Raw genomic sequence first — 21530 nt, forward strand, 5'->3', positions numbered from 1 at the left:
CGTGTACGCGGCCGCCGCGTAGGCGACGAAGGAGCAAGCGGCGGTCGCGCACACGCGAGCCACAAAGGGGCCGCGAACCCCCAGCGCCGCAGGCGCTGGAAATCTAATACCGCACGCGTGAGTTCGCGTAAAGGCAGATCGCGGCGGCCGTCGCCAGATTCAGGCTCTCGGCGCGGCCGCGAATGGGAATGCGGACGCGGTGGTCGGCGCGGCGCGCGACTGCCGGGTCGAGGCCGTGCGCCTCGTTGCCGAACAGCCAGGCCACCGGTTCGGTGAACAATTCGTCGGCGTCGTCGAGGTCGACCTCGCCGTTCGCCGCCGTAGCGAGGATCGTGATGCCCGCCGCGGCGATCGCGTCCAGCGTCTCGGCGACATCGCGGTGCCGGGCGATCGGCACATGGAAGATGCTGCCCGCGCTGGCTCGCACGCATTTGCCGTTGTGCGGGTCGACCGTGTCGCCCGCCAGCACCACGCCGTCGGCGCCGACCGCATCGGCGACTCGGATGACCGTGCCTGCGTTTCCCGGCTCGGCCATCTCGACCGGGACGGCGAGCATCCGGGGTCCGGCGTCGAGGATCGCGGCCAGGGACACGTCGAGCAGATCGCAGACCGCCACCAAGCCCGGCGCCGTGACCGTTTCCGCGAGATGCTCCGCCGCGCGGTCGCTGACCAGCGTGGTGCGGACGCCCGCCGCGGACGCGCCAGCGATCAGCGCGTGGTCGCGTTCGGCGGCCGCCTGCGAATAGAACAGCTCGTGGACGCGCGCGGTCCCCAGGGCCGCGGCGACGGCATTGGCTCCTTCGGCGAGGAATCGGCCCGCTTTGCGGCGCTGCGCTCCGCGTTGCAGCTTGACAGCGGAAACGACCCGCGGATTGCGCTCACTGAGCGCTTCCACGGGTCGTTCCGAAAGTCGTCCGGGTGTCAACGAACGCGACTCAGGCGGCCGGTGCGTTGACATCCTGCGGCAGGGCGGCCTTGGCGACCGCGACGAGGCCGGCGAACGCCTCGGCGTCCGACACCGCGAGCTCGGCGAGGATCTTGCGGTCCACCTCCACACCGGCGGCCTTCAGGCCCTGGATGAAGCGGTTGTAGGTGATGTCGTTGATCCGCGCGGCGGCGTTGATGCGCGCGATCCACAGCTTGCGGAAGTCACCCTTGCGCGCCCGGCGGTCCCGGTAGGCGTAGGCGAGCGAGTGCAGCTGCTGCTCCTTGGCCTTGCGGTACAGCCGCGAGCGCTGGCCGCGGTAGCCCTTGGAGGCCTCGAGGATGGAACGGCGCTTCTTCTGAGCGTTGACGGCCCTTTTGACGCGTGCCACTGGTCAGTCCTGTTCGATCTGGGGGCGCGGGGCGGCGCCCGGAAATGGGTCAGGGGTGGCGACGGAGGTACTCCGGTCGCGGGTGCGTGCCGGTCTGCGCGGGGGCGCGATCAGAGACCGAGCAGCTTCTTCACGCGACGGACGTCGGCGGAGGCGACGACTTCCACACCGTCCAGACGACGAGTCCGGCGGCTGGGCTTGTGCTCGAACAGGTGGCGACGGTTCGCCTGCTGGCGCAGCAGCTTGCCTTTACCGGACACCTTGAATCGCTTCGAGGCGCCGCTGTGCGTCTTCATCTTCGGCATGGATTCCTCTATCTGTCGTCCCGGCGGTCGCGGCGGACCGCCGGTGTTCTGATCGGTGTTACTGCGGGCCGGCCGTCTCGGCCTGCTCCGCGGCGGGCTGACCGGCCGGGGCGGCGCTGGGCGCCGGGCGCGAAGCCGACTCCTGCTGCGCCTTCACCCGGGTCTTCGCGCCCTTGTGGGGGGCGAGGACCATGGTCATGTTGCGACCGTCCTGCTTGGCCGAGGTTTCCACGAAACCGAGATCGGCGACGTCGGACGCCAGCCGCTGCAGCAGCCGGAAACCGAGTTCGGGGCGGGACTGCTCGCGCCCCCGGAACATGATCGTCACCTTGACCTTGGACCCGGCCTCGAGGAAGCGCACGACGTTGCGCTTCTTGGTCTCGTAGTCGTGGTCATCGATCTTCGGGCGGAGCTTCTGCTCCTTGATCACCGTCTGCTGCTGGTTCTTCCGAGACTCGCGCGCCTTCTGCGCCGTCTCGTACTTGAACTTGCCGTAGTCCATGATCTTGCAGACCGGCGGACGGGCATCCGGTGCCACCTCGACCAGATCGAGGTCGGCTTCGAGGGCGACGCGTAGTGCATCTTCAACACGCACGATCCCAACCTGCTCGCCGCCCGGTCCGATGAGCCGGACCTCGGGAACACGGATGCGATCGTTGATGCGGGTCTCAGTGCTGATGGGGCCTCCTAGGTCAAGCGGTGTCGTCAGACGACCGCGCGCAATAACTGCAACCCCTGTTCAACACGAAGGCCCCGGTGCGGTATTCCGCGCACGGGGCCCGATGTCGACCGATCACCGACCACGAGCGAACTCGCGTCGACTCTCGCGCGGCGGGTTCTCCATGAGAACCCCGGCACGAGAAACCCACCCTCGCGGGGCGGGTGACCGGACCGCTGAACCGTACGATGACTCGTCGGCAACGGTGGGAGTCGGGCTCCACTTATCAGCCCCGGGACAGCCCGGGGCGGTCGTCAGCGGAAAGTCTAACATTCCGTTCGGCTATCGCCGAATCGGCCGAAAATGCGTTGCCCGGCCAAGCCGGGCATGCCACGCTCCCCCAGTGCTCACACCACGCCGCGACCTGCTGCGATGGCAGTTCGACCTGACCTGGTCACTCGCCGGGATCCACCTCGACGCACTCACACCGGAGGACTTCCTCTGGGAGCCCGCCGAGCTCACCTGGACGGTACGCCCCGACGCCGATGGGGTGTGGCGGCCGGACTGGGCCGACACCGAACCCGACCCCGTGCCCGTCCCGACGATCGGCTGGCTCACCTGGCATATCGGCTGGTGGTGGGGCACGGCCATCGACCACGCCGAGGGTCTCACCCCGCCCGCGCGGCAGGACGTGCACTGGCCCGGTGACGGCGCCGCGGCCGTCGCCTGCCTGCGCGAGTTGCGCATCGAATGGGAGCGGCTGCTCGCCGGGCTGGACGAGGCCGATCTGGACCGTCCCTCCGCCTATCCGTGGCCCGCCGACGCCGGGCTGACCATCGCGCATCTGGCGGCCTGGGTGAACGCGGAGCTGATGAAGAACGTCACGGAGATCGGCCACCTCCGGATGCTCCGGGTGGCGTCGCTAGCCTGAAGGCATGACTGACGAACTCGACGCCTCCGTACGCGAACTGGCCGACATCCCCGCCGTCGAGGTGATCAGCCGCGCCGCCGTGATGCTGATGAGTTCGGCGGCGGAGAAGCTCGGGCTGGCGGACGAGGACCCCGACATCAGCCCGCGTCGCGACCTGGACGAGGCGCGCCGCGTGATCACCGCGCTCGCCGGACTCGTGACGGCCTCGATCGAGTACCTGGGTCCGCACGCCGGACCGATGCGCGAGGGGCTGCAGTCCCTGCAACGCGCCTTCCGTGAGTCTTCCGCGCATCCCGACGAGCCGGGCAAAGGCCCGGGCGAGAAATACACCGGTCCGGTCTACTGACCTCGCGCGGTTCCCGAGTCTGGCATCGGAAGACGCCGGACACCGCACCGCGCTGAACAATCGACAGGCCGCGGCGGGTCAGGAGCAGGTCGTCCATCGGTGACGCGCCCGCCCGATCCATTCTCAGCGTTCCGCCCGGTCGAGCAGAGAATTCCGAAGTACCGGTGGAATTGTGAGCGAATACCGTTGGGTATAACGATGTTTAGGAAATTTACCAACGGGTGGGGCACAGTGAGCCCATGGCTACTCGGATTCTTCTCGCTCCCGGATTCTGGCTCGGTGCATGGGCGTGGGACGAGGTCGCACCCGACCTGCGGCGGCGCGGCAACGAGGTAGTGGCGCTCACACTGCCCGGCTTGGACGAAGCCGACCCGGACCGGTTGTCGGCCACCCTGGAATCCCAGGCGCAAGCCATCGTCGAGGCGGTGCCCGAGGGCGAGACCGTCGTGCTCGTCGCGCATTCCGGTGGGGCGGCACCCGCCTATCTCGCCATCGACCGCGCGCCCGGGCTGTTCCGCCGGGCGATCTACGTCGACAGCGCGCCGCTGCCGAACGGTTTCGTCATCAACTCCGCGCTCGACGTCGCCGTGCGCGAATGGATTCTGCCGGAATGGCCGGAACTGGAGGCCGCGGGCAACAGCCTGGCGGGCCTGGACGAGGCCGCCTTGGCGCGCTTTCGCGAGCGTGCCGTGTCGGAGCCCACGTCCGTCGCGGCCGCCCCGCTCCGGTTGAGCGATTCGGACGCCCGTCGGTCGGTCCCGACCACCGTGATCTGCAGCAGCATGACCGCCGACGTGGTCGAGAAGCTGCGCGACAACGGTGAAACTCCCCTCTTCGCCGAACTGGCACGCATCGACGCCGAGTACGTCGACCTGCCCACGGGACATTGGCCGATGTGGTCCAAGCCGAAGGAACTCACCGAACTGATCCACGCCATCGCCAACCGCTGAACGAATGGCGGCGCGGCCCGGTGCACCCGGACCGCGCCGCATCGCACGAGAGGTCAGCCGACCGCCGCGGCCTTCTTCGCCGGACGCTTGGTGGCCTTGGCCGCGGTCTTCTTCGCCGGAGCCTTCTTCGCGGCGCTCTGCGGCGCGGGTGGCTGGTCCAGCACTTCCTTCAGGAACTGGCCGGTGTAGCTGTGCGCGACGCTCGCGACCTCCTCCGGCGTGCCCTCCGCCACCACGGTGCCGCCGCCGGAGCCGCCCTCGGGACCCATGTCGATCACCCAGTCGGAGGTCTTGACGACGTCAAGGTTGTGCTCGATGACGATCACCGTGTTGCCCTTGTCCACCAGGCCGTTGATGACGTTCAGCAGCTTGCGGATGTCCTCGAAGTGCAGGCCCGTGGTCGGCTCGTCGAGGATGTACACCGTGCGGCCGGTGGACCGCTTCTGCAACTCGGCGGCGAGTTTCACTCGCTGGGCCTCACCACCGGAGAGGGTGGGAGCGCTCTGGCCGAGACGTACGTAGCCGAGCCCGACGTCCACCAGGGTCTTGAGGTAGCGGTGGATCGAGGTGACCGGTTCGAAGAACTCGGCGGCTTCCTCGATGGACATGTCCAGCACCTCGGCGATGGTCTTGCCCTTGTAGTGCACCTCGAGGGTTTCCCGGTTGTAGCGGGCGCCGTGGCACACCTCGCAGGGGACGTAGACGTCCGGCAGGAAGTTCATCTCGATCTTCAGCGTGCCGTCGCCGGAGCAGGCCTCGCAGCGACCGCCCTTGACGTTGAAGGAGAACCGGCCCGGCTGGTATCCGCGCACCTTCGCCTCGGTGGTGGCCGCGAACAGCGTGCGGATCTTGTCGAAGACGCCGGTATAGGTGGCCGGGTTGGACCGTGGCGTCCGGCCGATCGGCGACTGGTCCACCTGCACCAGCTTGTCCAGGTGGTCGAGCCCGTTGACCCGGGTGTGCCTGCCCGGCACCTGCCGGGCGCCGTTGAGCCGGTTCGCCAGCACTGTGGCCAGGATGTCGTTCACCAAGGTCGACTTGCCCGACCCGGAGACGCCCGTCACCGAGGTGAGCACACCGAGCGGGAAGGCGACGTCGATGCCCTTCAGGTTGTGCTCGCTCGCCCCGACCACGGTGAGTTGCCGCTTCTTGGCGACCGGGCGGCGCACCAGCGGCACATCGATGCGTTCCCGGCCCGACAGATATGCCCCGGTGAGCGAGTTCGGATCGGTGAGCAACTCTTCGTAGGGCCCGCTGTGCACCACCGTGCCGCCGTGCTCTCCGGCGAACGGGCCGATGTCGACCACCCAGTCCGACGCGCGGATGGTGTCCTCGTCGTGCTCGACCACGATCAAGGTGTTGCCCAGATTGCGCAGCCGCGTGAGGGTTTCGATGAGCCTGCGGTTGTCCCGCTGGTGCAGGCCGATGGACGGCTCGTCGAGCACGTACAGCACACCGACCAGGCCGGAGCCGATCTGGGTGGCGAGCCGGATCCGCTGCGCCTCACCGCCGGAGAGGGTGGCGGCCGCGCGGGACAGCGTGAGGTACTCCAAGCCGACATCGAGCAGGAAGCCCAGCCGCGCCTGCACCTCCTTGAGCACCTGCCCCGCGATCGCCGCCTCGCGCTCGCCCAGGGTGAGCGAGTTCAGGAACGCCGAGCACTCGCCGATGGACAGATCGCTGACGTCGGCGATGGACTTCTTGTCGCCGTTCGCGGCGATGGTGACGGCGAGGATCTCCGGGCGCAGCCTGGCGCCGTTGCACACCGGGCACGGGATGTCGCGCATGTACCCGTCGTAGTGCTCTTTCATCTGCTCGGACTCGGTGTTCTCCATGCGCCGCTGCAGGAACGGCATCACGCCCTCGAAGTCCGCGTAGTACGAGCGCTTGCGGCCGTAGCGGTTGGTGTAGGAGACGTGCACCTGGTCGGCGCTGCCCTCCAGCACGGCCTTGCGCGCCTTGGGCGGGAGATCCTGCCACGGGGTGTCCATGGAGAAGCCGATGGAATCGGCGAGGCCGGAGAGCAGCCGGGTGAAGTACTCGGCGGTCTGGCCGCGCGACCACGGCGCGATGGCGCCGTCGTTCAGGCTCAGCGCCGGGTCGGGCACCACCAGTTCCGGGTCGACCTCCTTGCGGATGCCGAGGCCGGTGCAGTCCGGGCAGGCGCCGTAGGGCGAGTTGAACGAGAACGAGCGGGGCTCCAGGTCCTCGATGTCGAGCGGGTGGCCGTTCGGGCAGGCCAGGCGCTCGGAGAAGCGGCGCTCCCGGTCGTGCGCGTGCTCGTCGCGATCGACGAAGTCGAGCACCACGATGCCGTCGGCCAGGCGCAGCGCGGTCTCGATGGAATCCGTCAGGCGCTGCTTGGAACTCGGCTTCACCGCCAGGCGGTCGACGACGACCTCGACGTCGTGCTTCTCCTGCTTCTTCAGCTTCGGCGGATCGGTGAGCGGATAGACCACGCCGTCCACCCGCACGCGGGAGTAGCCCTGGGTGTTGAGCTGGTCGAACAGGTCGACGAACTCGCCCTTGCGGGTGCGCACCACCGGCGCGAGCACCTGGAATCGGATGCCCTCCTCCATGGCCAGCACCTGGTCGACGATCTGTTGCGGCGTCTGCTTGGCGATCAGCTCGCCGCAGACGGGGCAGTGCGGCGTGCCTGCTCGCGCGTAGAGCAGCCGCAGATAGTCGTAGACCTCGGTGATGGTGCCCACAGTCGAGCGCGGGTTGCGGTTGGTCGACTTCTGGTCGATGGACACCGCGGGCGAGAGGCCTTCGATGAAGTCGACGTCGGGCTTGTCCATCTGACCGAGGAACTGCCGCGCGTACGCCGACAGCGACTCGACGTAGCGCCGCTGCCCCTCCGCGAAGATCGTGTCGAAGGCCAGGCTCGACTTGCCGGAGCCGGACAGACCGGTGAACACGATGAGGCTGTCGCGGGGCAGGTCGAGATCGACACCCTTGAGGTTGTGCTCCCGAGCTCCGCGCACAGTGAGGCGTTCCGCCACGGCCGTCCCTTCTCCTTCGTGTTCGGCGTCCAGACATACCCCCGGCCGCCATGCTAGGCATGGGCACCGACAAGTTTCGCGGACCGGCCGTCACCTGGGCGAATGGCGGGACCCCGGCGGCCGGACGTTGCGGATGAGCCGGGAAACGGGCCAGGACGCCTCCGTAGCATCGCCCTCCCGGCACCACTGGTCAACAGCGCGACGTCATTCGGCATTCCCTGGTCGACGCAGTTACACCAGGCAGCCGGACGCAGAACGGCCGGCGACGCGCCAACGGATGCGCGGTGCGCGAGATCACTCCGCGATGGTGGGATGGAAAATCTCGAGCACGCGCGGCGAACGAACTGGTCAGCACGGTGCGAGCACCCGCAGAAGCGCGGCGCGGATGTCTCCGGCGAGACCGGTCATCGCTCCGCACAACTGCGCCCCGCGCGCACCGGTCCCCGACTAAACTGAGCCCGCTGTGCGCCCCCCCACCGGCCTCCCCCACTCATCCATGACGATCCTCACCCAGCATCTCCCGTCAACGGTGCTCGACACCCTGCGCGCCCTGCTGCGAACCGCCACCCGCTCGGTCGCGGCCCGCTACGGCGCGCTCGGCATCCGCGGCCACGACGACCGGCTGGTCGAGTTCATCTTCCATGGCGTCGACGACGCGATGGCCGCCCACATCGGCCGCTCCCCCGAGGGACACGGCGTACTGGGCTTGCTGCCTGCGCACCCGCACCCGATCCGGCTGGACGATCTGTCGGAACATCCGGCCGCTGCGGGCTTTCCGCCCGGCCATCCGCCGATGGGCAGTTTCCTCGGCGTCCCGGTGCGGGTCGGCGAGGAGATCTTCGGCAATCTCTACCTCACCGAAAAGGCCGGGGGACAGTCGTTCACCGAGGACGACGAGGCCATCGTGCTCGCCATGGCCGCCGCGGCGGGTATCGCCATCGAGAACGCGAAGCTGTACGAATCCGCGCGGACCAGGCAGGCATGGATCGAGGCGACGCGCGACATCGCGACCGAGTTCCTCGCGGGCACGGCGCCGGATCTCGTGCTCGCGCAGGTGGTGGCGCGCGCCCGCGCGCTGACCGGTTCGCAGCAGGCGCTGCTGGCCGTGGTGGCGCCGGGGACGCCGCCCGATGAAGCCACCGAACTCGTTGTGGCGCAATGGTTCGGCCCTGGAAGGGGCCCGGAGCGGGTGCGCATCGCGGATACCGTCACCGGCACGGCGTTCACTCGCCGCGCGCCGGTGCGGTTGGCCGACGCCGAATCGGTCGATCTCGGGGCCGAGGTCGGCGCGGCGGGGCCCGCGCTGGTGCTGCCACTGCGGACCGCGGACCTCGCGCTGGGTGTACTGATCGTGGTGCGGCCACCCGGGTGTCCCCCGTATCCCGGCGAACTGGTGGACCTGACCGCCGCGTTCACCGATCAGGCGGCGCTGGCCATGCAACTGGCCGAGACCCAGCGCAGAATGCGCGAACTCGACGTGCTCGCCGACCGCGACCGCATCGCACGCGACCTGCACGACCATGTGGTCCAGCGACTGTTCGCGGTCGGGCTCGGGTTGCGGGCCACCGCGGCCCGCACCGAGGATCCCGTGGTGCGGCAACGGCTTTCGGTGGAGATGGACGGCCTGCAGGAGGTCGTGCAGGAGATCCGTACGTCGATCTTCGACCTGCACGGCGGCGACCCACTGCGCCGTCGGCTCGAGGACGCCATTCGCCAGCAGACCGCCGACGGCGCGTTCCGGACCAGCGTGCGGTTCTCCGGGCCGCTGTCGGTGGTCGGCGACGAGCTCGCCGACCACGCGGAAGCCGTGGTGCGCGAATCGGTCAGCAACGCGGTGCGCCATTCCGGCGGGAACCGGCTCGCCGTCGAGATCACCGTCGGCGACGAACTGACCGTGCTCGTCGAGGACAACGGCGCGGGGATGCCCGCGCAGGTGACACCGAGCGGTCTGGCCAACCTCGCGCAGCGTGCGAGCATGTCCGACGGTCACTGCACGGTGGAGCGGACCGACAGCGGCGGCACCAAGGTGCACTGGTCCGCGCCGCTGGCCTGAGAGTCAGGCGGGCAGCACGATCGCCAGGTCGCCGTCGTGGCGCCGGTACAGCAACCCGCCACGCCCGCTACCCGGATCGGTACAGAAAAGGAACGGCAATCCCTTGTGGCACAGGATGCTCGCGGCCTCGGCCGGGTCCAGACAGGCGGCGGGATCCGCGTCGGCCACGATCGGCGGGGTGCCGCGAACCAGCTCCGTCGACCGGATCGGCGGATACGTCGTCCGCTGGCGGACGAGTCGCACGCCCACCTCCGCCCAGTGCACCACCGCGTCCTCACCGGTCTCGGCGTCGATGAACAGGTGGGCGTCGTAATCCATGGCGTCCAGCACCGCGACCGCCTCGGCGGGTGTGCAGACGGACAGGACGCACCGCTTGCGGCGCACGATCGGACGCGGCGCACCCGCGCGGGCCAGCGGAGGGCGGGACGGATCGGGCCAGGTCCGCGTCTCGCCCGCGGCCCAGCGGGCCAGTCGGCGGTCGAGCCGCTCGGCGGCGAAGGTCACCGCGAACCCGCGCGGCCCGGTGACCTGCACCCGGGTGACCACACCCCGGTGGTGGACGTCGATCTGGACCACCGTCGGCGCCTCCGGATCGGACGGCGCGCCGAGACGCACCCGGGCGGGCGCGTCGAGATGATGCCGGCGCAAAACCCGGGTGATGGCGCGCACCGCCCGCGTCACGTCCATGGCCGAGACCTCTCCACGCGTGGTCACCGCCACTTCCGGCCCCGCGGCCGTCGTCCACTGGTCCGACGCGAATCGCAGCCCCGATGAGACCATCTGCATTGCCCCGCCTTCCGGATCGACTCGTCCCACCCATGCCAGCACCGAGGGGATGCCGCGAACAGGGCCGAAAGTCCCCATTGAGCGAAAAAGACTGGCGCAGGCCGGATTCAGGCTCGGCCCGGGGCGAGCGCCCGCGCCGCGCCTCGCGCGGCGGCCACGATCACGCGGCGCCGAGCACCACGACGGAGTTGTTGCCACCCATACCGAGGGAGAGCTTCACGGTGATGCCGCCCTCGAACGGTGTGGGGCCGTCCAGCAGCCGTGGATGCGCGGGCGCGACGATCGGGGCCGCGGGCACGATGCCCCGGTCGTAGCCGAGCGCGGCGGCCGCGACCTCGACGGCGGCGGCGGCGCCCTGGCAGTGGCCCGCCAGCGGTTTCACCGCGTAGACGTGCGGGCGGTCGGCGAACACGTCCGCGAGCAGATGATGCTCGGCCACGTCACACTGCCGGGTCCCGGTGCCGTGCGCGTTGAAATAGCGCACGTCGGCGGCGGTGACGTGCGCGGCGGCGAGCGCGCCGCGAGTGCAGTCGAGGATCTGCTCGTGTGTCGGATCGACCGAGACCACGTGATAGGCGTCGTTGGACATGGCGCCGCCGAGCACCGCCGCGTAAGGCCGATCCGCCGAGCGGGTCAGCACGAACGCCACGGAGGCCTCGCCCATGCTGAACCCGCGACTGCCCTCCTGGAAGGGACGGCAGGCGTCCAGCGGTTCGGCGTCGGCGACCGCCGCGCCGAGCCGCACGAAACTGTCCAGCATGTCCGGGGTGGCCGACAGGTCGGTCGCCACGAAGATCACGTCGTCGGCCATGCCCGCGTCCAGCCAGAGCTTCGCGGTGATGAGCGCGACGTTGGCGGAACTGCACGCGGCGGAGATGTTCATCGCCGGGCCGTGGAAGCCGAATTCCTGCATCAGCATCGAGACCGGCGTGGACGGCAACAGCCGCAGGTAGTCCCTCGACCGGCGGCGGCCGCCGTCGACGAGGTAGAAGTCGCGCCAGTTCACCACGTCGCCGAGCACGATGGCGTGCAGCAGGCCGACGGTGCGGCCGGGCCGCCAGCCCCGGTCGCGTGCGTCGGCGACGGCCTCCCGCGCCGCCTCGTGCACGGCCCGCCCGTACCGGCTCGTGCTCACCTCGGGGTCCCCGCCGTCGGGGACGAGCGCGACCCACGCGTCGTCGTCGCGGCCGGGCCCGTAGCCCGGTTGCAGAGCCGCCGCCGACTTGCCGCTGAGCAAGCCGTCCCACAGCTGTTCACGGCCCCATCCGTACCCGGTGATCGCGCCGATCCCGGCGATGGTCATGTTGTCTCGAGGCCGCCGCGGATCGGTGCGGAACCGCGTAGCGGCGTTCGGGTCGGCACCCGGCATGTATCGCTCCTTCACCGGCTCCCAGGGCGGGCCGAACCGTCTGCCCCGCCTCGACGCAGAAACCGGTTTCTGCCATGATCGCCGGATCCGGCCCGAGAACGTGCCAGTACTGTGATCGAAGCAATAGCGTGGAGGATGTGATCTTGTCCACGTCGATACCAGAATAATCCCGTGTTCCAATGGCCATAATGGGGTCGATGATCGGGGGTTCGAGTGGGTGACGACAAGCTGGCCGCCGCGGTCGACGCCGCCGAACAGCTCGCTGCGCGCTACCGCTCCCTGGTCGAGCACACCCCGGACGGAATCTGTGTGCACGAGCGTGGCCGGGTCGTCTACGTCAACCCGGCCACCGTCCGATTGCTCGCCGCGGAGGACGCCGAGGAGATCATCGGCCGCCCGCTGACCGACTTCGTCCACCCCGCCTCCGTCCCCTCGATGCTCGACCGCATCTCCACCCTCACCACCGCGGGCGCGGCCTCGATTCCCACCGAGATGACCTTGATGAGGGTGGACGGCGGCACCGTGCCCGTGGAGACGGTGTCGGTGCTGACCGCGTGGCACGATCACCTCGCCTATCAGGTGGTCATCCACGACCTCACCGCCCAGCGCCATGCCGAGGCCGCGCAGCGCAGGGCCGAGCACTACTTCACCACGGTCGTGTCCCAGTTGGAGGAGGGCGTCGTGGTGATCGATCCGGAGGGCCGGATCGAGTCGATGAACCCGGCGGCCAAGCGCATCTTCGGTACCGAGGGGCCCGACGGCATGGTCATCGGGCGCACCATCCAGTCGTTGCCGCTGGTGCTGCTGGACGCGAACGCCCAGCCGCTGCCGCCGAGCCGCCATCCGGTGGCGCGCACGCTGGCCACGGGCGAGACGATCACCGGCTATGTCTTCGGCGTCGACCGGGTGGACGGCCAGCGGCGCTGGCTGTCGGGCAGCAGCCGCCTGCTCAATCCAGGCGATCCGCGCTCGTCGGCGGTGTCCTCCTTTGCCGACATCACCGAATTCCGCGCCAGCAGAAGGCAATTGGAGTATCAGGCCACGCACGACTCGCTGACCGGGCTGGCCAATCGCTCGCTGATCCTGTCCCAGCTGGCCGCCGCGCTGGCCAGCACCGAGGAACTGCTGCCGGTGTCCACCGTGCTGTTCATCGATCTGGACGGGTTCAAGACGATCAACGACACGCTCGGGCACGCCATCGGCGACACCGTGCTGCAGATCGTCGCCCAGCGCCTGCAGCGCGCGCTGCGCGGCGACGACATCGTCGGCAGGCTCGGCGGCGACGAATTCCTGGTCCTGCTGTCCGGCCGCACCCGCCGCGTCGACATCGACGCACTGGTGAGCAGGCTGCGCTCCACCATGGCCGACCCGATCATCGCGCGCGGGCACCGGATCGAGGTGAACGCCTCGATCGGCGTCACCGAACTGGGGGTGGGCGACCGGCGCAGTCCGGAGGCGGTGCTGCACGACGCGGACTTGGCGATGTACCGCGCGAAGCCGCCTGGGCGGCGGGAAGGCACCGTCACCAAAGGCCGCAGACCCAACAGCACCCACGCGTCCTGACGAGCTCGCCATGATCATCGAACACGCACTGCTGCCGGTTCGTCCCGAACTCGCCGCCGATTTCGAAGCCGCCTTCGCCGCGGCACGGCCGATCATCGCGAGCATGCCCGGCTTCCGGTCGCTGTCGCTGTCGCGCGGTGTCGAGTCGCCGGACAGCTACCTGCTCCGGGTGGAATGGGACCGGCTCGACGATCATGTCGTCGGATTCCGCGGCTCGCCGGAATATCAGCGCTGGAAGGACCTGCTACACCACTTCTACGACCCGTTCCCGGTGGTCGAGCACTTCACGCCGGTGCAGCTCACACCGCTCGCCGACCTCGCCCCCGCCCCGGCGCCGGGGGCCTCACCTGCGGTTACGGCGAGCCCGTCGCAACCCCAGTAGACTCGACAACTCTGTTTTCCGTGCGTGCACCTGCCCGATCCCGGCGGCGTGCTCGCGCCTGTTCGCGGTGACAAGGAGTTCAGTTTGCCCGACCTCACTCAGGACCGTGCCGCGGGCGGCGGCGCCCCCGAGCGGACCCGCGAAACCGATCAGGAGCAGGCCTACCTGTCGGTGCTGTACGAGCGGCTCGACGAGATGCGCGACTACGCGCGCAACCGCCTGCGCACCGTGCTGCTGGAGACCGGCGGCACGCCGCAGGCCCGCAGCGAACGGGAGTCCTTCAGCCAGCTCTACACCGAGGACCTGGCGAAATACGACGCCGCCGAGCACGGCCTGTGTTTCGGCCGCATCGACCTCGACGGTGAACAGGAGGAGTACCGCTACATCGGCAGACTCGGCATTCTCGACGAGAAGGACGACTACGAGAGCCTGCTGCTGGACTGGCGCGCCCCGCTGGCGCGGCCGTTCTACCTGGCCACCACCGCGGCGCCGGACGGGGTGACCCGGCGCAGGCACATCCGTTCGCGCAACCGCAAGGTCACCGCGATCAACGACGAGTACCTCGATCTGACGGCCGCGCGCCGGGCCGGCGTCACCGCCGCGGACGGCGGTGTCGGCAGCGAGAGCGCGCTGCTGTCCGCACTCAACGCCGCCCGCACCGGCCACATGAACGACATCGTCGAGACGATCCAGCACGAGCAGGACGCGATCATCCGCTCCGAGCACAAGAGCGTGCTCGTGGTGCAGGGCGGGCCCGGCACCGGCAAGACCGCGGTCGCGCTGCACCGGGCGGCGTACCTGCTCTACACCTACCGGCAGCAGCTGGCCAAGAGCGGCGTGCTGATCATCGGGCCGAACGCCACCTTCCTCGACTACATCGGGCAGGTGCTGCCGTCGCTCGGCGAAACCGGCGTGCTGCTGTCCACCATCGGCGATCTGTACCCCGGCGTGCGGGCCACGCGCGAGGACTCGTTGCGCGCGGGCGAGATCAAGGGGGCGCTGACGATACTCGAGGTGCTCAAGCAGGCCGTGCGCGACCGTCAGGAGGTGCCCGCCGAACCGATCCGGCTGGGCTTCGACGGCTATCCGGTCACGCTGGATCGCAAGATCGCCACCAAGGCCCGTGGCCGCGCCCGTTCCTCGCGCCGCCCGCACAACCTCGCGCGGCCGATCTTCGCCGCCTCGGTGATCGATGCGCTGACCGATCAACTCGCCGCGACCATGGGCGCCGACCTCTCCGGCGGGCCCAGTCTGCTCAGCTCGGCCGATCTCACCGAGATCCGCGACGAGATGCGCGCCGACCCGCAGATCCAGGCGGCGATCGCGAAACTGTGGCCGATCCTGTCCCCGCAGGATGTCCTGGCCGAACTGCTCGCCGACCCGAAGCGACTGGACCGGGCCGCCGGCTCGCTGGATCCGGCCGACCGCGCCGAACTGCTCCGGCCGGACGACGGGCGGTTCAGCCCGGCGGACGCACCGCTGCTGGACGAGCTGGCCGAACTGCTCGGCGTGGACGACACCGAGGAACGCGAACGCGCCCGCCGCCGCTGGCGCGCCCAGCTCGCCGAGGCGCAGGACGCCCTCGACATCCTGACCGGCTCCGCGCCGCAGGATCTGGAGGACGACCTCGATCCCGAGATCCTGATGGCCTACGACCTGATCGATGCCAGTCAGCTGGCCGAACGCCAGGACTTCCGCACCCGCCAGACGACCGCGGAGCGCGCCGCGGGCGACCGCACCTGGACCTACGGCCACGTGATCGTGGACGAGGCGCAGGAGCTGTCGGAGATGGCCTGGCGCATGGTGATGCGGCGCATCCCCAACCGGTGGGTGACGGTGGTCGGCGACGTAGCGCAAACCGGCGACCCGGCGGGCACATCCTCGTGGCAGCGGATGCTGGAGCCCTACGTCGCGGCCCGGTGGAAGCTGACCGAACTCACCGTCAACTACCGCACCCCCGCGGAGATCATGGACGTCGCCGCCGACGTCCTCGCCGCGATTGATCCGGCGGCGACCGCGCCGCGCTCGGTCCGCGAGACCGGCGTCGCGCCGCGCGCGTACCGGGTCGAGCCCGGCGACGTGCACGCGGAGGTCGCCCGGCTGGTCGCCACCGAGACGGGGCCGGGGACCACGGCGGTGATCGCGCCGCAGGCGCTGGTGGCACCGTTGGCCGACCTCGCGGGCGAATCGGTGCGCGTGCTGACGGTGCACGAGGTGAAGGGTTTGGAGTTCGACGCGGTCTACCTGGTGGAACCGCGGGACATCCTCGACGAATCGCCGCGTGGGCTCAACGATCTGTACGTCGCGCTGACCCGCGCCACCCAGCGGCTCGGCGTCGTGCACAGCGCGGAACTGCCCGCCGTGCTCGACCGGCTGCGCTGATCACCGACGCATTGGAAGACGAAAGGCTCCGTGCCACAACGCTATTCGCGAGGGCACGGAGCCTTTCGATCGAGGCGGGACTCAGCGCACGGTGTGCACGATCAGGACGTCGGAGCGCGACTTGCGCGCCACATCGGAGGGCACCGAGCCGAGCAGCCGTCCGGCCAGGGTGTTCAGGCCCCGGTTACCGACGACCAGCAGATCGGCGTCGACCTCCTTGACCAGCGCCAGCAGCGATTCCACCGGCTCGCCGACGATGGCGCGCTCGACGATGTCGGCCGCACCCGCCGCGATCGCCTTGTCCCTGGCGACACGCAGGATCTCATTGGTCGGCGCGGAACCGCGTACCTGGTAAGCCTCCTCCTTGAGCACGTCGGCCGCGGCGGCGACATCGCGGTCGTCGGTCGGGTAGTACGCGCAGGCCACGACCAGGGTCGCGCCGGACACACCGGCCAGCGCCCCTGCCTTCTCGACGGCGACATACGACGAGTCCGAGCCATCGGTACCGACGACAATGGTCCGGTAGGCGGTCATTTCTCCTCCAACTATGCGGTGTGTCGGGTGCTGCGCACGGGTTCGCCTCTGGTTCGACGGCGCGCCGGCGCGGCGACTGGGGTCGACCATAGCGGCAACCGGCGCGGAAATTTCAGAAATCGCAAGACATCACACCGGGGCTGTCCGGCCATTCCCGCCACGTATTCGCCAGGGAATACCGGAAGGGCCGGACCAACCAGGGCAGACACAATTTCGGAGAACTAAACCTGTGATGTGCCACAAGCGTGTTCAATGCCGTTGCGGGCCTGGGATATTCATCACAGAGCCAGGTCCGTCACACGAAGATCGGTCCGCCCCGCACGATGATCACGTGCCAGGAACGGACCGATCGGGGCCCGGACTACCGTGCGGCTACGGCCACTGCCGATAGTTTGCCCAGAATATGCCGAGAATCGCTCCGATGATGTCCATGGCTTCTTCTTCCTGCGGTGAAAGGACGCGCAATATTAGCGCGGAGCGCGGACTAGAGATCGAAAAGCGGACCGGTGATCGTCAATCCGAGTTCGTCGACGTGCGCGAAGAACGCGAACAGCATCAGGGCGGCGCCCGCCAGGGCGACGTCCTTGTTGAAATGGATCATCTCGCCTTGCCTGGTCTGCGGATCGGACTCCTGCCAGAACCGGTGCATCACGGCCGCCGACGGCAGCAGCCCGACTACCAACAGCAGCGAACCGAGGTCGGCCCAGATGCCCAACAGCACGCTGAGGCCGCCCAGCAGGAACAGCGCCCCCGAGCCGAACACTGCGGCCTTCGCCATCGGGACGCCCTTGCTCCGCGCGTACCCCGTCATCGCCTCGGTCTGAGTGAAATGCCCGAGGGCGGAGGCCAGAAACAGCAGCGCGAACAACACTCGTCCGATCAACACCACGACATCCATGTCCAACTCCTCGTCGGCTGTCCGGCAACTAAGCCCTCGTCGGGATGACCTTGGCGGTGACCTCGTTCCGGAGACGTAGGGAATTCTTGGCGTATTCCAGGGGGGCCATACCCACTTCCGCGGTGAACTCACGCGAGAAATGGGCCTGGTCGAAATAGCCCAGTTCCGCGGCCAACGCGGCGAGATCCTCGGTACGGCCTTTCGCGAGCAGATCGGCACCGTCCTGCAATCGATAGCGCCGCAGCACCCATTTCGGCCCCGCGCCGACGTAGCGGCGGAACATGCGCTGCAGCGTGCGGGCGGGCACATCGAACCGCTCGGCGATCTGATCGACCCTGGTGAGCTCCTGGTCGGTCGCCATGGCGTCGATGATGCGCAGCACCGATCGATAGGTCGGGTCCTCGACCGCGGGGTGGTCGGCGAGGTATTCCTCGACGACGTGGCGACGCCGCTCGACAGTCGGCGCGTCCAGCACGCGTTCGGTCAAGCTCGCGGCGTCGGGCAGCACGTCGGCGAGTGGCACGGCGCGATCGCGGAACGAGCCGACATCCAGGCCGGTGAACGCGCCGAACCCGCCCGCACGGAAGCGGATACCGAACGTCTCCCCGAGCCCGCTGAGTTCGCGGATGAATTTCGTGGTGGTCACGCCGTTGACGAATCCGCCGGTGTGCGTTTCGGATCGTTCGAAGGTGACGTTCACGCTCGGATAGGACAGGACCTCCGCCCGGTACGGCGGCCTGCCCCGCAGATCCCAGCTCACCGCCCAGTACCACTCGACGTAGCGGTCGACCGCGGCACCCGGCGGCAAGCGAACCAGAGAGCGATGCTTCGCCTGCTCGTCCGGATGCAGAATGCCCTTCGTGTCCTCGGGAGCAGGGGGATTGCGGGCCTGCGGCGGCTCGGCGGCGGATGATTCGGCGCTACGCGGCACGGTGTCGCTTTCTTACAAGACCCGGGGGCTCGGACCGGCGAAAGTAGTGGTCATGACGAACACAGTGAATCCCATTGCCGATGGCTACCACTCGATCACCTGTTTCCTCGCGGTCGGCGACGGCAACAAAGCGATCGATTTCTACACCGCCGTCTTCGAGGCCGAGGTCGTCACTCGCAACGACATGCCCGACGGGCAGCCCGCGCACGCCGAACTGAAGATCGGCGACTCGACCCTGCAGATGGGGCTGCCCATCCCGGACAACGGCGTGCTGGCGCCGAACGGCGAGTGGGTGCACACCTCGATCGTGCACTACTGCCCCGATGTCGACGCCGTGGTGCGGCGCGCCGTCGAACACGGCGCCCGCAAGGTCGAGGAGCCGCAGACCTTCGTGACCGGCGACCGGTTCGGCGTGGTGATCGATCCCTTCGGGCACCGTTGGGTGGTGCTCACCAAGGTCGAGGACGTCTCGCGGGAAGAGGCCGAGCGCCGGGTCAACGAATGGATGGCCACCCAGGCCTGACAGCTCGGCTGCCTCCGCGGTCGTTCCGGGAACGCACCGCGGAGGCAGCGCCGCCGCGCCCCGGATCAACTCAACCCGGCGGCGTCCATGCCGCGCAATTCCTTCTTCAGATCCGCGATCTCGTCGCGCAACCGCCCGGCGAGTTCGAACTGCAACTCCCGAGCCGCGTTCATCATCTGTGCGGTGAGTTCCTTCACGAGATCGGCCAGTTCGGCGCGCGGCATCGACTTGACGTCGCGGCCCTCGTACACGCCCGCGCTCACCGCCCGCCCCGGCTCGCCTTGCGCGCGCCTGCCCCGGCTGGCGTTGCGTCCGGAGCCACCGACCTCTATCTCGGTCTCGTCGGCCTCGCGGTACACCTGATCGAGGATGTCGGCGATCTTCTTGCGCAGCGGCTTCGGATCGATGCCCATTTCCTCGTTGTAGGCGATCTGTTTCGCGCGGCGGCGTTCGGTCTCGTCGATGGCAAACTGCATCGAGTCGGTGATCTTGTCCGCGTACATGTGCACTTCGCCGGAGACGTTGCGCGCCGCGCGCCCGATCGTCTGGATCAGCGCGGTGGTGCTGCGGAGGAATCCTTCCTTGTCCGCGTCGAGGATCGCCACCAGCGACACCTCGGGCAGGTCGAGGCCCTCGCGCAGCAGGTTGATGCCCACCAGCACGTCGTATTCGCCGAGCCGCAGCTGCCGCAGCAGCTCGACGCGGCGCAAGGTGTCGATCTCGGAGTGCAGATAGCGCACCCGGACCCCCAGTCCGAGCAGGTAGTCGGTGAGGTCCTCGGCCATCTTCTTCGTGAGCGTGGTGACCAGGACCCGTTCGTCACGCTCGGTGCGCTGCCTGATCTCGTGGATCAAATCGTCGATCTGCCCCTTCGTCGGCTTCACCACGACCTGCGGATCGACCAGGCCGGTCGGCCGGATGACCTGCTCGACCACCTCGCCGCCGGTCTGCCCGAGTTCGTACGGACCGGGAGTCGCCGACAGATACACCGTCTGCCCGATCCGATCGGCGAATTCCTCCCAGGTCAGCGGCCGGTTGTCCACCGCGGACGGCAACCGGAAGCCGTATTCCACCAGGTTGCGCTTGCGGGACATGTCGCCCTCGTACATACCGCCGATCTGCGGGACGGTGTTGTGCGACTCGTCGATGACGAGCAGGAAGTCCTCCGGGAAGTAATCCAGCAGCGTCGCGGGCGCCGAACCGGCCGGGCGGCCGTCGATGTGGCGGGAGTAGTTCTCGATGCCGGAGCAGAAGCCGACCTGCCGGATCATCTCCAGGTCGTATTGGGTACGCATGCGCAGCCGTTGCGCCTCGAGCAGCTTCCCCTGGCGTTCCAGCTCGGCGAGCCGGTCCTCCAGCTCGGCCTCGATGTCGTGCACCGCGCGCTCCATCCGCTCCGGGCCCGCCACGTAGTGGGTGGCGGGGAAGATCCGCAGCATGTCGACCTGACGGACGACGTCGCCGGTGAGCGGGTGCAGGTAGTACAGCGCCTCGATCTCGTCGCCGAAGAACTCGATGCGAACCGCGAGTTCCTCGTAGGACGGGATGATCTCCACGGTGTCGCCGCGCACCCGGAACGAGCCGCGGGTGAACGCCATGTCGTTGCGGGTGTACTGCACGTCGACCAGCAACCGCAGCAGCGCGTCCCGATCGATCTCGGTGCCGACCTGCAGCTGCACCGACCGGTCGAGATACGACTGGGGCGTGCCGAGGCCGTAGATGCACGACACCGAGGCGACCACCACCACATCGCGCCGGGACAGCAGGCTCGAGGTCGCCGAATGGCGCAGCCGCTCGACGTCGTCGTTGATCGAGCTGTCCTTCTCGATGTAGGTGTCGGTCTGCGCGATGTACGCCTCGGGTTGGTAGTAGTCGTAGTAGGAGACGAAGTACTCGACGGCGTTGTTCGGCAGCATCTCGCGCAGTTCGTTGGCCAGCTGGGCGGCGAGCGTCTTGTTCGGCGCCATCACCAGCGTCGGCCGCTGCAACCGCTCGATCAGCCAGGCCGTGGTGGCCGACTTGCCCGTACCGGTGGCGCCGAGCAGTACCACGTCGCGCTCTCCCGCGGTGATCCTGCGCTCCAGTTCGGCGATCGCGGCAGGCTGGTCGCCCGCGGGCTGGTGCTCGCTGACCACCTCGAACCGGCCGCCGACGCGCTCGATCTCGCCGACCGGGCGGAACTCCGAGTGCGCGAGCGGCGGCTCGGCGGCCCTGCCCTCGAAGCCCTCCGCCGGAATCTCGGTTGCGAATGCCATGCTCACCAGCCTAGGCCCACCTACCGACAGGTTCCCGTGGACAACGGACGGTCACGAGCCGGGTGATTCCCCAGGCTTCGGCGCTGTGAGACCGATCACATCGAAATCGGTCGCCGGCCGGTCGTCCGCCGAAAGGTTCACGAGCTCGCGTGCCACTGATGCGCACGGACGTGATGGAGCCTCCTGTCGGCCATCGAGAAGAAGGGGAATAAGCGACACCGCCCGGTGGGTACACCGAAAGCGAACAATTTCAACGACTTTCGATGAGCGGTGCGAGCCCGCTCCTATCATCCTCGGCGGCACGGAGTTCGCCATGCGGCCGGCGCTCGACCGCATCCTCACA

18 protein-coding genes and 1 pseudogene are annotated in these 21530 nt (G+C 68.9%); 8 read left to right on the plus strand and 11 right to left on the minus strand.

Annotated elements, in window-relative coordinates:
• Positions 1 to 103: 103 nt before the first annotated feature.
• The 4 genes from ACWEH3_RS14470 to infC all read right to left on the minus strand — a co-directional run bounded on the left by ACWEH3_RS14470 (position 104) and on the right by infC (position 2345).
• Entirely contained in the window at positions 104 to 895 is a 792-nt protein-coding gene (locus ACWEH3_RS14470) for a TrmH family RNA methyltransferase (protein ID WP_450016288.1), read from the minus strand.
• A 40-nt stretch (positions 896 to 935) separates the two neighbouring features.
• Positions 936 to 1316, minus strand: coding sequence for a 50S ribosomal protein L20 (gene rplT / locus ACWEH3_RS14475; RefSeq protein ID WP_040777418.1), 381 nt, complete (start codon positions 1314 to 1316; stop codon positions 936 to 938).
• A gap of 110 nt (positions 1317 to 1426) precedes the next feature.
• Positions 1427 to 1621, minus strand: coding sequence for a 50S ribosomal protein L35 (gene rpmI, locus ACWEH3_RS14480; protein WP_039797322.1), 195 nt, complete (start codon positions 1619 to 1621; stop codon positions 1427 to 1429).
• 58 nt (positions 1622 to 1679) lie between these two features.
• Positions 1680 to 2345: a translation initiation factor IF-3 gene (gene infC / locus ACWEH3_RS14485; RefSeq protein ID WP_450016301.1), complete on the minus strand. Its 666-nt coding sequence runs from the start codon at positions 2343 to 2345 to the stop codon at positions 1680 to 1682.
• A gap of 337 nt (positions 2346 to 2682) precedes the next feature.
• Here infC and ACWEH3_RS14490 point away from each other — a divergent pair, with 337 nt between their 5' ends.
• The 3 genes from ACWEH3_RS14490 (at position 2683) to ACWEH3_RS14500 (ending at position 4506) form a co-directional block, all read left to right on the plus strand.
• Entirely contained in the window at positions 2683 to 3210 is a 528-nt protein-coding gene (locus tag ACWEH3_RS14490; protein ID WP_450016285.1) for a DinB family protein, read from the plus strand.
• 4 nt (positions 3211 to 3214) lie between these two features.
• On the plus strand, positions 3215 to 3556 hold the full coding sequence (locus ACWEH3_RS14495; RefSeq protein ID WP_450016283.1) for a DUF1844 domain-containing protein: 342 nt from the start codon (positions 3215 to 3217) through the stop codon (positions 3554 to 3556).
• Between the two features lie 239 nt (positions 3557 to 3795).
• Positions 3796 to 4506 (plus strand): alpha/beta fold hydrolase, encoded by a 711-nt coding sequence (locus ACWEH3_RS14500; protein WP_450016281.1) that lies wholly within the window; start codon positions 3796 to 3798, stop codon positions 4504 to 4506.
• 53 nt (positions 4507 to 4559) lie between these two features.
• On the opposite strand, the gene uvrA is transcribed toward ACWEH3_RS14500, so the two are convergent.
• Positions 4560 to 7511 (minus strand): excinuclease ABC subunit UvrA, encoded by a 2952-nt coding sequence (uvrA, locus tag ACWEH3_RS14505; RefSeq protein WP_450016279.1) that lies wholly within the window; start codon positions 7509 to 7511, stop codon positions 4560 to 4562.
• 496 nt (positions 7512 to 8007) lie between these two features.
• Between uvrA and ACWEH3_RS14510 the strand changes: the two genes are divergently transcribed.
• The gene (locus ACWEH3_RS14510; RefSeq protein WP_450016277.1) at positions 8008 to 9564 is read left to right on the plus strand and encodes a sensor histidine kinase; all 1557 of its coding nucleotides are present in this window, start codon (positions 8008 to 8010) and stop codon (positions 9562 to 9564) included.
• 3 nt (positions 9565 to 9567) lie between these two features.
• Here ACWEH3_RS14510 and ACWEH3_RS14515 read toward each other — a convergent pair whose 3' ends face one another.
• On the minus strand, positions 9568 to 10428 hold the full coding sequence (locus tag ACWEH3_RS14515; RefSeq protein WP_450016275.1) for a sigma 54 modulation/S30EA ribosomal C-terminal domain-containing protein: 861 nt from the start codon (positions 10426 to 10428) through the stop codon (positions 9568 to 9570).
• An 82-nt stretch (positions 10429 to 10510) separates the two neighbouring features.
• Positions 10511 to 11653, minus strand: a complete 1143-nt coding sequence (locus tag ACWEH3_RS14520; RefSeq protein WP_450016299.1) for a beta-ketoacyl synthase N-terminal-like domain-containing protein — start codon at positions 11651 to 11653, stop codon at positions 10511 to 10513.
• A 279-nt stretch (positions 11654 to 11932) separates the two neighbouring features.
• Between ACWEH3_RS14520 and ACWEH3_RS14525 the strand changes: the two genes are divergently transcribed.
• The 3 genes and pseudogenes from ACWEH3_RS14525 (at position 11933) to ACWEH3_RS14535 (ending at position 16046) form a co-directional block, all read left to right on the plus strand.
• Positions 11933 to 13282, plus strand: a complete 1350-nt coding sequence (locus tag ACWEH3_RS14525) for a diguanylate cyclase domain-containing protein (protein ID WP_450016273.1) — start codon at positions 11933 to 11935, stop codon at positions 13280 to 13282.
• Positions 13283 to 13292: 10 nt separating this feature from the next.
• Positions 13293 to 13577 (plus strand): annotated as a pseudogene (locus ACWEH3_RS14530) (antibiotic biosynthesis monooxygenase family protein); the annotation flags it as partial.
• 171 nt (positions 13578 to 13748) lie between these two features.
• Positions 13749 to 16046: a HelD family protein gene (locus ACWEH3_RS14535; RefSeq protein ID WP_450016271.1), complete on the plus strand. Its 2298-nt coding sequence runs from the start codon at positions 13749 to 13751 to the stop codon at positions 16044 to 16046.
• An 81-nt stretch (positions 16047 to 16127) separates the two neighbouring features.
• Here the strand turns inward: ACWEH3_RS14535 and ACWEH3_RS14540 are convergent, their stop codons facing one another.
• The 3 genes from ACWEH3_RS14540 to ACWEH3_RS14550 form a co-directional block, all read right to left on the minus strand.
• On the minus strand, positions 16128 to 16580 hold the full coding sequence (locus ACWEH3_RS14540) for a universal stress protein (RefSeq protein ID WP_355078212.1): 453 nt from the start codon (positions 16578 to 16580) through the stop codon (positions 16128 to 16130).
• A gap of 484 nt (positions 16581 to 17064) precedes the next feature.
• A complete protein-coding gene (locus ACWEH3_RS14545; protein ID WP_450016269.1) occupies positions 17065 to 17478 on the minus strand; it encodes a DoxX family membrane protein in 414 nt (137 codons plus the stop codon).
• Positions 17479 to 17506: 28 nt separating this feature from the next.
• Positions 17507 to 18409, minus strand: coding sequence for an AraC family transcriptional regulator (locus tag ACWEH3_RS14550; protein ID WP_450016267.1), 903 nt, complete (start codon positions 18407 to 18409; stop codon positions 17507 to 17509).
• 52 nt (positions 18410 to 18461) lie between these two features.
• Between ACWEH3_RS14550 and ACWEH3_RS14555 the strand changes: the two genes are divergently transcribed.
• Positions 18462 to 18932, plus strand: a complete 471-nt coding sequence (locus tag ACWEH3_RS14555) for a VOC family protein (RefSeq protein ID WP_355078215.1) — start codon at positions 18462 to 18464, stop codon at positions 18930 to 18932.
• 65 nt (positions 18933 to 18997) lie between these two features.
• On the opposite strand, the gene uvrB is transcribed toward ACWEH3_RS14555, so the two are convergent.
• On the minus strand, positions 18998 to 21187 hold the full coding sequence (gene uvrB / locus ACWEH3_RS14560; RefSeq protein WP_450016264.1) for an excinuclease ABC subunit UvrB: 2190 nt from the start codon (positions 21185 to 21187) through the stop codon (positions 18998 to 19000).
• Between the last annotated feature and the right edge of the window lie 343 nt (positions 21188 to 21530).

The sequence above is a fragment of the Nocardia sp. NPDC004718 genome (genome assembly GCF_053601535.1).